This window comes from Psychrobacter urativorans (assembly GCF_904846695.1).
GTDB lineage: Bacteria > Pseudomonadota > Gammaproteobacteria > Pseudomonadales > Moraxellaceae > Psychrobacter > Psychrobacter urativorans.
Genome location: NZ_CAJHBR010000005.1, coordinates 116,640 through 128,837, shown reverse-complemented (window position 1 = coordinate 128,837; position 12,198 = coordinate 116,640). Strand labels below are relative to the sequence as shown.

Below are 12,198 nucleotides of genomic sequence, written 5' to 3'. Positions count from 1 at the left end.
TAAGCAGTTTATAAGATCACGTATAGATTTTTCTAACGCTTCTCACCCTTTAACACAAACCACCTGACGAAGCGTATGTACCACTTCTACCAAATCACGTTGAGCGTGCATGACATCATCGATATTTTTATAGGCCGCTGGAATTTCATCAATTACTGACGCATCTTTACGGCATTCAACGCCTTCAGTTTGCGCGATTTGGTCGGCTACGGTGAATTGCTTTTTCGCTTGGGTGCGTGACATAACCCGACCGGCACCGTGCGAGCAAGAGCAGAACGATTCCTCATTACCTTTACCTTTGACAATAAAAGATTTGGCTCCCATCGAGCCGGGAATGATACCGTACTCACCAATGCGGGCACGTACTGCGCCTTTACGAGTCACAAAAACCGATTCGCCGTAATGCTCTTCTTTTTCCACATAGTTGTGGTGACAGTTCACCGCTTTTACTGCCGCATCAAAAGGCTTAGTAATGATTTGACGGAGTGCTTTGATAGCATTCTCCATCATGATTTCACGATTTTTGAAAGCAAAGCGCTGCGCCCAACCCACCGCAAACCAGTAATCATCAAAATGCTCTGTGCCCTCGCTAAAGTAGGCCAAATCTTTATCCGGCAAATTGATAAACCACTTGCGCATATCCTCACGAGCCAACTCGATAAAGTAGCGACCAATAGCGTTACCTACGCCACGTGAGCCTGAGTGCAGCATAATCCACACCTGATTAGTCTCATCCAAGCATACTTCTACAAAGTGGTTACCCGTACCTAGCGTTCCCAAGTGTTTAAGGTTATTAGTGTTCTTTAGCCGTGGGTGCTTTTGACATAGATAATTAAAATCATCAGCTAGCGTTCCCCAACCCTTCAATACCGTATCGTCAGGATTGGTCCAAGAGCCTGTGTCGCGGCGACCTCTTGGCGTCCTTCCATGTGGAATAGCTTTTTCCAATTCTGTACGTAGAGCATACAAGTTATCGGGCAAATCATTGGCGGTCAGCGTGGTTTGCACTGCCATCATGCCACAACCGATATCGACACCAACCGCCGCTGGAATGATGGCTTCTTTAGTCGGAATTACACTACCGATAGTGGCGCCCATACCCAAATGCACATCAGGCATCACCGCCATCCATTTATAGATAAAGGGCATTTTTGAAGTATTGATCAGCTGCTCGCGCGCTTGGTCTTCGACAGGCACACCTTGCGTCCATAGACGAATCGGTGCTCCACCTTCTTGTATTACATTATGGTTAGATGGTTGCATGAGTTTGCTCCTTAGCTTTTAAAATAAATTTATGAATGAATAGTCTTACTTTATATAATGCTAAAGCTGTGCCAAGTTTTATAGATTTTCTATATTAATTTATAAGTTATTGATTTAGTTAAAATAAATATTTATCAATTAGATCGAAATAAGTTAGGCTAAATTTATATAAAATTAAAATGTTAGATATATTTCTATGATGATAGAATTATATATAATATATTACCATCGTAGGCTGGGTCTTTAACCCAGTATTTATACTTTGCAACGCTCTAACGCCGAGCTAAAAGCCCAGCCTACGCAAACTATCGTGAGTTAGCTACGAACTAGAACATCAATTAAAACAATTGATTGTAAATATCAAAACTCGGAACAAAAAACTATGTCTAACAAAACTGCCGTCATCGGCTTCCTCGGTACCACGCTAGACAATGGCTTTAATGACAAACGTTGGCAGCGTTGGCGGCCGACGGTCAGCTTAGCTCTGCATGATGATTTGCTCGTTGATGAGTTGCATATTCTTTATAGCACCCGTGATAAGCGACTATTTAAGATAGTTGTCGATGACGTGGCAAGAGTCAGCCCGCAAACGCAAGTTATTGGCCATCATGTGACGCTATCAAGTCCATGGGATTTTGCTGATGTTTATGCTGAGCTTTATGACTTTGTAGCGGGCTTTAATTTCAATGCGCAGACTGATTATCTGCTGCATTTAACCACCGGCACTCACGTGGCACAGATTTGCTGGTTCTTGCTAGTAGAAGCAGGATTTATCCCCGCTAATTTTATTCAAACATCCCCTTGCCCTAGGCCGGATCAAGCTGATCCGCAAGGTCGCTATCAGATTATTGATTTGGATGTGTCGCGCTATGATAGTTTACGTGCCCGCTTTGAGGCGGAAAAAGCGCAACATTGGCAGACCCTACAAGCCAATCTAGTGACCCAAAATGCCGCTTATCAGCAACTGATTTCTAATATCGAAAAGGTGGCGACTCGTTCCACCGCACCGATACTATTAATGGGGGCCACAGGGGCCGGTAAGTCGCAGCTGGCGAGCCAAATCTATGCGATCAAAAAAGCCAAGTCCGATAACGCTACTCAAAGTAAATATGCCCTTGATAACTTCGTTGAAGTTAACTGTGCCACTTTGCGCGGTGATACCGCAATGAGTGTGTTATTCGGTCATGTTAAGGGCGCCTTCACTGGTGCAGCAGCCAACCGAGAAGGGTTGCTTAAGTCAGCGGATGGCGGCTTATTATTCTTAGATGAGATTGGCGAGTTGGGCTTAGATGAGCAGGCAATGCTGTTAACGGCCTTAGAGGAGCAGCGCTTTTATCCACTCGGTAGTGATACATCGATTGAGGTTTCATTTCAGCTGATGGCAGGGACGAACAAGGACTTACGCCAAGCGGTTACTAACGGAGAGTTCCGAGCAGATTTATTTGCACGGCTTAATACGTGGACGTTTTTTTTACCGTCACTCAAAGATAGATTAGAAGATTTGCCTGCCAATATTGATTACGAGCTGGCACGTTTAGGTAGCGAGCAGCAGCAGCAATATCGCTTTGAGCCGAATGCACGGCAAAGGTATGAAGACTTTGCAATGAGTAGTGAGGCCACATGGCAAGGCAATTTTCGTGATTTAACCGCTAGTATGATTCGCTTAACCACGCTGGCTGATAGTAAAGTTATCAGAGTAGTCGATGTGCAAGCTGAGATTGAGCGCTTAACTAAGCTGTGGTCATCATCGGCAGTCATACAATCCAAAAATAGCCTAAGTAATACTAAGTCTGAAAGTAGATTTGATAGTGATTTAATGGAACAAAATAGCGATAAAGTTTTGGCCCAATACCTTGATGAAGAAATGCTGGCTACGATTGACCCCTTTGAGGCGATACAGTTGGCCTATGTGATCGAGGTTTGTATTAGCCACAAAAATCAAGCAATAGCAGGGCGTTATCTTTATGCTAATTCGCGAGATAAGCTAAAAAGTCCTAATGATAGTGACCGTTTACGCAAATATTTAATGAAGTTTGGATTAAAGTTTGATGAGTTGGGTTAAGGTTTTATAGCTTTTTTGCTGATGCAATACTGAAATAAAAAGGAATTTAGGTATGAAAGGTATCAAGTTATTAATGCTATTAGCGCTGAGTTATAGCCATTTTTCTTATGCTAGTATGGAAGTTGAGTATTGTAAATATCCACCCTTTGAGTCCAATCGATATACTATCAAACTTTGTATGCAAGACGGTATGTCCGTCGTTGAACGTGTTCCATATTGGGGAGCAGTAGATATAAATGGTGTTGAAGTTATTCCAACTCAATACGATTTGATTGATTCGTTTTCAGAGGGTTTAGCAATAGTACATGACTTTGAGACTGGAAAAAAAGCTTATATTAATAACAAGGGTGAATTTATCACTGATTATATATTTGATAATGCAACCGATTTTTCTGAAGGCTTAGGAGCTGTATATAAAGGAGATCAGCAAGTATTATTTGCTCCTGGCAGCGGAGTCTCTGGTTTTATTAATGCTCAAGGTAAACTACAAATTCCTCTGGTGTACCAATTTGCGTTTAGTTTTAAACAAGGATTTGCACCAGTCATACGTGATGGCAAACAGGGTATGATTGACAAAAATAATAATATTCATATACCTTTTATTTATGAAAGTTTAGGGCATTATGACAGCGGTAGAGTAGCTGCAGAAATTAATGGTAAATCTGGTTATTTGGATTTAGCAGGCAAAGTTGCTATACCATTTATTTACGATCAAGCTAATGACTTTCAAGATGGTGTAGCTATCGTAAAACACCACAATAAATACGCCTTAATTGATACTGCTGGTAAGCCGATTACAGACTTTATTTATGACGAGATAGAAAAGTTTTTTGAAGGTGTTGCTAGGGTAGAGGTTGATGGTAAATACGGTTTTATTAATGCAGTAGGCAAGCTGATTATTCCGATTGAATATGAAGGCGCAAGTATCTCTTTTGAAGGCCTGATCGCCGTTGAGAAAGATGATAAATGGGGTAGTATTGATCAGGATGGACAATTGGTTATTCCTTATCAGTATGATAGCTCTTTCAAGTTTTATTCTGGAAAAGCCTCCGTTAATATCGATAATGACTATTTTTATATAGACCGTGCTGGTAATCGATTGAACTAATAAGTTTGAATTCTCTATAAAAAAGAAACTAAGACGTTATCTGTCTTACCCGAGCTATGGTTACAAAATTACTTGTAATGCTATTTATAAAAATAGCAAAAAATTATAAACCGTAATTATATTCTCAACTTAACCCTACCCAAAGCGCAGCCAATTTATGAACAACTCTGCTAATTTTACCCCGAATGATGACGACGTATTTGGTCGTATTGCCAACCGCTATGATAGCCTGTGTGACTTATTTAGTTTAGGCATTCATAGGCTGTGGAAACGTAGAGTGGCACAGATTATTGCTAATGCGCCTTGGCAGAATTTATTGGATGTCGCCTCAGGCACTGGTGATATCGTTTATCGAATTTTGCAGCAGCGCCTAGCTGATAACAATCTGCCTGATAAAGCTATCGATAGCTCGCATCAAATTATTATCTCAGATATTAGCTTGCAAATGCTCGATAAGGCTAAGGAAAAAGTAGCTGATCATAGTGTCAACGCTGTATTTATGCAGCTTGATGCAGAAAACATGTGGCAGATTGCTAGCGCTAGCCAAGACGTAGTATCTATCTCGTTAGGACTAAAAATATGTGACAGGCATAAGGCCTTGCAAGAGGCTTATCGGGTATTGAGAACTGGGGGTAGGCTAGTTATTTTAGAGGCCTCCAATATTCCTCTAAATTGGCTGCATAAATTGTATTTAGGCTACATGTCAGTAGTGATGCCACTGATTGGTTGGCTAGCCACTAGTGGCGATAGCTCGGCGTATCAGTATTTACTCAAAGGAGTAAAAGACTTTCCCAGTGCAGAGAATTTAGCGCAAGAAATCGGTGCTATTGGTTTCAGTAAGGTTAGTTTTGAAAGATTAAGTTTTGGTATTGTCGCCATTCATACGGCGCACAAATCTTAAGCTACGCACAGCCTTGCCCTAATTGCATCACTGATAGTTGCAACGCTGAGCAAGGGAGCAGTTAGCAGGCTAGTGATGGCTGCGCTAGTATATAAATAAGAGGGTGGATAATACTGGCAGCTTATCGATATATTGTGGGAATTCTTGCTTAGTGGCGATTTGTGCAACACTAACATTATTGTCACCTGCGCCATTAGCGGGAGTTGGCTTATTAGTTTGAGAACTAAGGTCAATGTTATCGCTATTAGGCTAACAGCCGTTAAGGGCTAAGACTAAGCCCAAACCGACACTCAAAGATAAAGTTGCTGGCAATAGGTTTTTAGCACGATTATTCATAAATTTTCCCAGTCAAACTTCATGGTGTAACTCAAATTTAATGGTGCAATATGCCCTATTATCATACGTAGATAGTTTGCTATTTCAATAATCTTAAATAAATAACTAGTAAAATACAGTGGGCATTAAACCCCAGCGCCAATCTGCTCAGCCAGCGCTTGTAGTTTAGGTACAATCATTGCCGCATATTGCTCTGCATTCCAGTTTGATCTAGGCACACTAGCGTTCAATGAATAGCCATAATGTCCTGTGGTCACATCAAAAACCCCAACCGCTACCGCTAAAATATCTGCTGAATATTCACCGTCAGAGAGAGTGTAGCCGTGGCTTTGGTAATATTGCGCTGAGTCTAGTAAAGTCGTTGTTGCATCAAGATAATCCGCTGCACTAAGTCGATCTTGCAAATTACTATCAATAATCTTCTGTCTAGTAGGCGAGCTTACCGCATAAAAAGCTCTACCAATGGCGGTATCTGCAATAGGTACCGCCGAGCCCACTTGTAAGTTTACCGAGAGCCGAGCTGGGCTACGACAACAAGCCAAATAGCGCATCTCTCCTTCGATCTCTGTCGCTAAATTTACGGATACTTCATGGTCTAGCGCGAACTGACGTAACAGCGGTTGTGCAAAGGCTACTAAGTCATGCTGGCTCCAAGCCGTAGCACTCAAACGAATGGCGCTACTACCTAGCTGATATTGTCCCTGTATGGTCGTACGCAAGAATCCAAGGGTAGTCAAAGTATAGATGAGCCGTGTCACGGTAGCTTTGGGTAGCTGCGTCATCTGACATAACTGCTGATGGCTGAGCTGTTCATGCTGCTCAAACGCTGCTAATAGCGTCAATCCACGTCCAAGCGCTGTGACGAACTGTCGATCATCAACAGCTTTACTTTGTATAAGCTGGTTAGTCATCCGCTCTAATAAAGCGGTAGGCGCAGTAGTGTTTTTTATCATTTTATAGCCATAGTTATCAATAAGGGTTTACAGCAGTCTATAATTCTGCTTAAATGGTTTCATAATATGAAACTAAGTTTCGCACAGTGGAACTTATAAATCAAGTCACTTATTCTTGATATTTTCAGCTTAAGATTGTAGGCCTACTAGTTACAATCTCATAGCGGACAGTTGCACACTAAAACCCTTACACCAGCACATCGAGCAAACCAGGAGCATGACATGACAGAACCTACTAGCCTACGTACCAATAGCAGCCCAAGTTTTGATTGGGAAGATCCTTTTTTATTGCGTGATCAGCTCACTGAAGAAGAACGCATGGTTACTGATACAGCGCATCAGTTTTTTCAAAAAGAGCTGATGCCAAATATCGTTACAGCCAATCGCAATGAGCATTTTGATCGCAATATTATGCGTCAAATGGGTGAAATGGGTCTGCTAGGCGTGACTATTGAAGGTTACGACTGTGCGGGTCTATCTAGTGTCGCTTACGGTCTGCTGGCCAAAGAAATCGAAGCGGTCGATTCAGGCTATCGCTCAGCGATGAGTGTGCAGTCAAGTCTAGTGATGCATCCTATCCATGAATACGGTACTGAGGAACAAAGAGAAAAGTTCTTACCTAAACTGGCCTCTGGTGAGTACGTAGGCTGTTTTGGTTTAACAGAACCAGACTCCGGCTCAGATCCTGCTTCTATGTCGACGCGCGCGCGCAAAGTCGCCGGCGGTTATGAGATGACTGGTAGCAAGATGTGGATTACCAACAGCCCTATCGCTGATGTTTTTGTCGTCTGGGCTAAGGATGACGAAGGTATCATTCGTGGCTTTATATTAGAAAAAGGGATGAAAGGCTTATCGGCACCCAAAATTGAAGGTAAGTTCTCGCTACGTGCTTCGGTTACTGGTGAGATTGTGATGGACAAAGTATTCGTCCCTGAAGCTAATGCCTTTCCAGATATACGGGGTCTCAAAGGTCCTTTTGGTTGCTTAAATAAAGCTCGTTATGGTATCGCTTGGGGCTCGATGGGGGCGGCTGAATTCTGTTGGAAAGCCTCACGTCAATACACCTTAGATCGCAAGCAGTTCGGTCGTCCGCTAGCAGCGACTCAGCTGATACAACTTAAGCTTGCCAATATGCAAACTGAGATTACTCTTGGTCTGCAAGCGGCTCTACGAGTCGGTCGCTTGATGGATGAGCATAACGCCGCGCCGGAGATGATATCGCTTATTAAACGCAATAACTGTGGTAAAGCGCTGGAGATTGCGCGAGTCGCTCGTGATATGCATGGAGGTAACGGTATCTCTGATGAGTATCATATCATCCGTCATGTCATGAACTTAGAGGCGGTAAATACTTATGAAGGGACTCATGATATCCATGCGCTCATCTTAGGTCGGGCGCAGACAGGTATTCAAGCGTTTTACTAACCTAAGTATTTGACTAATATCTTTAGCCTGTGCAAATTAGAGTGCTTATATAAGTACCTATAATCTACGTACGCTACTGTTAAGCTTTTTATATAGCATGCAGTAACGTACGTTTTTTATAGGTTAGTAACTAATCAATGGCTCATGGCTAGTGATTAGCAGCTAGTGATTGGCGACAACTGCTATTTAGCAAAAATAATAAATGTTTTAGGCAAGGAGCTATTAAAACATAGGAGATTGTGATGACTACTGACCATGATAATGAGGCAACAAAAGGCGCTCTGTACGGTATAAAAGTACTAGATCTATCAAGAGTGTTAGCGGGGCCATCTTGTACTCAAGTTTTGGCAGATTTAGGGGCAGAAGTCATAAAAGTTGAGCGACCAAGTATTGGTGATGAAACTCGGCACTGGGCACCACCAGCCTTTAGTGATGAGACCTCAGCTTATTATGCCACTATCAACCGCAATAAAAAATCACTCACCGTCGACATTACGACCCCAGCTGGGCAGGCTATTATTAAGCAGCTTATCGCCGACAGTGACATTTTAGTAGAGAACTTCAAAGTTGGCGGTCTAAAGAAATACGGTCTAGATTACGCCAGTCTAAAACCGTCAAATCCACGCTTAATCTACGCCTCATTGACGGGCTTTGGTCAGACTGGCCCTGATGCTAAGCTGCCAGGTTATGACTATATTATCCAAGGTCTATCAGGGTTGATGAGTATCACTGGACCGAGCGCTGGCGAGCCGCATAAAGTAGGAGTGGCAGTAGTAGATTTATTCGCCGGCTTGCAGCTGACTATCGGTATTCAAGCAGCGCTATTGGCTAGGCAGCGTAGTGGACGCGGACAGCATGTCGATGTGGCCCTTCTAGATAGTGCGCTGGCGATGCTGGCCAACGTCGGTATGAATCATCTAGCCTCAAATAAAGTACCCCCTAGATTGGGTAATCAGCATCCCAATATCGTCCCTTATCAAGTGTTCGAAGCTGAGGGTGATCAGCACTTTATCTTAGCTTGTGGTAACGATCAGCAGTTCGTTAAGTTGTGCGCTATGTTACAAGTTGGTTGGGATCAAGATCCTCGCTTTACCACTAATCCTGCCCGAGTAGCAAACCGTGAAATATTGTCTGCTTGGTTAAGCGAAAAATTTGCTCAGCAGTCACGTACGCATTGGCTGCGACTATTGGCTGAGACAGGAGTGCCTGCTGGGGCGATTCATAATGTCGCTGAGGCTTTAGCGATGCCGCAAGCGCAAGCTCGGGAAATGGTGGTTGATTTCAAGGCTCATAATAGCCCTGTGAGAGTCTTAGGTAATCCTATTAAACTCTCAGAGTCGCCAGTAAGTTATCGATCGCCGCCTCCACGCTTAAGCGAGCATACTGACAGCACCCTTGCTAGTCTTGGTTATGATAGTGAAATGATTGCTAAGCTTAAAGCCGATGGTATTGTTTAAATTTGGTTTTGCACTTAGTGTTGAGTGCTGTGTTGAACACAGCCTCAAATGTAAGGTTTAACAAAGTTTTAAAGGCGGTTTGTCAGCTTAGCATACAGGTTATGATTAAAGAGTAGGGTTGAAGCCCAAACGCTGCTCTATTTGCTCAGCCAGTTCGATAAGTACTGCGCTGACTTCGCTACGATTGGCCTCATACTCAGCTTGCAAAAAACTAACCGCCATACCGGCAATAGCATGACCTGATGCGTTACGAATATAAGTACCTAAGCAATACATACCCTCGCGTAGCTGACCATCATCGAGTGAGATACGGCTTTGGTGAATAGCGGTAAGCTCAGAGGCTAAAGTAGCAAAATTAGTGACACCGCTGGGGGTCAGAGATTTAGGAAATACGCCGTCGTATAGCGACTCTATAGTTTGTAGCGGTAGAGTTGACAGCATCGCTTTACCAGTAGCAGAGAATACCGCTGGTACCCGCACACCAGCACGAAAGGTAAAGCCAAGCGGAGCGGGCGCTTCATGACAGGCCAAAAACACCACTTCACCTAGATCCAGTTTAGATAAGGTGACCGTATGTTGCAGAAGAATCGGGTACTGAACAATAAGGTCTTTGAACAGTTGGATAACCCCTTGTTGCTGCTCATATTTGCCTGCCCAGTACATCAAGTAAGAGCCTAAATAAAAGCGATTATCGATGTCCTTATAGATGACATGTTTAGTAAGTAAGCTTTGCAAAATATTATGAGTTGAGCTGCGAGGCAATTCGAGCTCTTTTGCAATATGAGCCGCTGTTAAAGGTTGGGTGCTATCGGTAATTAAATCTAGAATCTGAAAGGTTTTATCCAAGGCCGGAACAGCAGTGGTGCTCATAAGGAACCTACAATAGTCATTGAATTTAAAAAGGTATCAAAATTAAGCGATAAATTAGCACAAAGTTGATAATAAGGGTTGCAAATATATGTCCATCGTTCTTATAATGATGTTCCATATATAGAACAGGTGTTCAGCATACTGAACATTGTAAAGCGATTATGATAAATAAGCTACTAGTTATCCCTAGTTTATTAAATCATAACTTATTTTTATAAAGGTTAATTAATAATAAAATTAATAAGCTTTACCTTTAGGCTTAACGACAAGGAGCGTCTCGGTGTCAAATACATCAGAAAATACAACTTTGAATTTATCTAACCCAAGTTTACTCAAGCAACAATGCTTTATCAAAGATGGTTGGCATAAGGCCAGTGACGATGCCACTATTGAAGTCACCAATCCGTTCAGTGGCGATGTTATTGGTACTATTCCAAGCCTGACCGCACAGGACGTCAATGACGCTGTGGCTTACTCCCATGACGTACAAGTAATGTGGGCAGCTAAAACCGCACAAGAGCGCTCAGTGTTACTACAGAAGTGGGCTGATCTCATCGATGAGAATTGCGAGGACCTAGCGATCATCATGACGGTTGAGCAAGGCAAACCTATAGGTGAATCTCGTGGTGAGATCGGCTATGCCAACAGCTTTATTCGCTGGTTCGCTGAAGAAGGCAAACGGGTTTATGGCGATGTCATCCCCTCTAGCAAAGCAGAATTGCGCTATGTCATCTTAAAGCAGCCGGTTGGTGTTTGTGCGGCGATTACTCCTTGGAACTTCCCAGCAGCGATGATCACTCGCAAAGCGGCTCCTGCTCTTGCAGCGGGTTGTACGATGATTATCAAGCCCGCTACCGAAACTCCTTTTTCAGCGCTAGCCATGGTGGCTTTAGCTGAGCAAGCAGGCATTCCAGCCGGCGTTATCCAAGTGGTTACTGGCAAATCCTCAGTCATCGGTGAAATCCTAACGGGCGACGCTCGTATTCATAAGTTATCTTTTACTGGATCAACCGAAGTCGGTCGTACCTTGATGGCTCAGTGCGCGCCTACTATCAAAAAGCTGTCGTTAGAACTTGGCGGTAATGCCCCGTTTATCGTCTTCGAAGATGCTAATTTAGAAAAAGCCGCTGATGGCCTGATTGCTTCTAAGTATCGCAATGCCGGTCAGACTTGTGTCTGTGCCAACCGCGTCTATGTGCAAGACACTATTAAAGATGAGTTTTTAGCTATCTTTGTCAAAAAAGTTGCCGAGTTAAAAGTTGGTAATGGTCTGGACGAAGGGGTGACTGTAGGGCCTTTAATCAATGAAAAAGCGCTACAAAAGGTGCAAGCATTACTCAAGGATGCTTTAGATAAAGGTGCAAAATTAGTTACGGGTGGCGATAAGAATCCAGCGTCGGAATTAAGCTTTAATCCGACAGTCATTACCGATATCAGCGCTGACATGGATATCGCTAGTGAAGAGATATTTGGTCCTATCGCTTCTATCTTTATTTTCTCCAGTGAAAAAGAAGTTATCGATGCCGCCAACGATACGATTTATGGTTTAGCCGCTTATTTTTATACTAGCGACTATGCTCGTGCTTGGCGTGTTACTGAAGGCTTAGAGTACGGTATGGTTGGTCATAATACTGGGATGATCTCTACCGAAGTCGCACCATTTGGCGGTGTCAAGCAATCTGGCTTTGGTCGTGAAGGCTCAAAATATGGCATCGAAGAATATGTTGTGACTAAATATTGGTGTTCAGACATCAGCTAGTTTTATCCGCTCAGCTTAGCGGTTAGTTTTTTAGGCGGCTGAGCGCTAGGTATTACTTTAGATC

At 43.0% G+C, this 12,198-nt stretch carries 9 protein-coding genes; 6 read left to right on the top strand and 3 right to left on the bottom strand.

Going from position 1 to position 12,198, the window contains the following annotated elements; all coding sequences use genetic code 11:
- Positions 1-42 precede the first annotated feature (42 nt).
- Positions 43-1,263, bottom strand: a complete 1,221-nt coding sequence (locus tag JMY09_RS05610) for an RtcB family protein (protein ID WP_201622614.1) — start codon at positions 1,261-1,263, stop codon at positions 43-45.
- Positions 1,264-1,645: 382 nt separating this feature from the next.
- Here JMY09_RS05610 and rtcR point away from each other — a divergent pair, with 382 nt between their 5' ends.
- The 3 genes from rtcR (at position 1,646) to JMY09_RS05595 (ending at position 5,334) form a co-directional block, all read left to right on the top strand.
- Positions 1,646-3,325 (top strand): RNA repair transcriptional activator RtcR, encoded by a 1,680-nt coding sequence (rtcR, locus tag JMY09_RS05605; RefSeq protein ID WP_201622613.1) that lies wholly within the window; start codon positions 1,646-1,648, stop codon positions 3,323-3,325.
- Between the two features lie 52 nt (positions 3,326-3,377).
- Positions 3,378-4,433, top strand: coding sequence for a WG repeat-containing protein (locus tag JMY09_RS05600; protein WP_201622612.1), 1,056 nt, complete (start codon positions 3,378-3,380; stop codon positions 4,431-4,433).
- 157 nt (positions 4,434-4,590) lie between these two features.
- A complete protein-coding gene (locus tag JMY09_RS05595) occupies positions 4,591-5,334 on the top strand; it encodes a ubiquinone/menaquinone biosynthesis methyltransferase (RefSeq protein ID WP_201622611.1) in 744 nt (247 codons plus the stop codon).
- Positions 5,335-5,795: 461 nt separating this feature from the next.
- Here the strand turns inward: JMY09_RS05595 and JMY09_RS05590 are convergent, their stop codons facing one another.
- The gene (locus JMY09_RS05590) at positions 5,796-6,623 is read right to left on the bottom strand and encodes an IclR family transcriptional regulator (RefSeq protein WP_201622610.1); all 828 of its coding nucleotides are present in this window, start codon (positions 6,621-6,623) and stop codon (positions 5,796-5,798) included.
- A 222-nt stretch (positions 6,624-6,845) separates the two neighbouring features.
- Here JMY09_RS05590 and JMY09_RS05585 point away from each other — a divergent pair, with 222 nt between their 5' ends.
- Positions 6,846-8,048, top strand: a complete 1,203-nt coding sequence (locus JMY09_RS05585; protein ID WP_201622609.1) for an acyl-CoA dehydrogenase — start codon at positions 6,846-6,848, stop codon at positions 8,046-8,048.
- A 242-nt stretch (positions 8,049-8,290) separates the two neighbouring features.
- Positions 8,291-9,505, top strand: coding sequence for a CaiB/BaiF CoA transferase family protein (locus tag JMY09_RS05580; RefSeq protein ID WP_201622608.1), 1,215 nt, complete (start codon positions 8,291-8,293; stop codon positions 9,503-9,505).
- A 105-nt stretch (positions 9,506-9,610) separates the two neighbouring features.
- Here JMY09_RS05580 and JMY09_RS05575 read toward each other — a convergent pair whose 3' ends face one another.
- A complete protein-coding gene (locus tag JMY09_RS05575; RefSeq protein ID WP_201622607.1) occupies positions 9,611-10,375 on the bottom strand; it encodes an IclR family transcriptional regulator in 765 nt (254 codons plus the stop codon).
- Positions 10,376-10,655: 280 nt separating this feature from the next.
- On the opposite strand from JMY09_RS05575, the gene JMY09_RS05570 reads away from it, so the two are divergent.
- Positions 10,656-12,134 carry an NAD-dependent succinate-semialdehyde dehydrogenase gene (locus tag JMY09_RS05570; protein WP_227677185.1) on the top strand — a complete coding sequence of 493 codons (1,479 nt, stop codon included), beginning with the start codon at positions 10,656-10,658 and terminating at the stop codon, positions 12,132-12,134.
- Positions 12,135-12,198 lie beyond the last annotated feature (64 nt).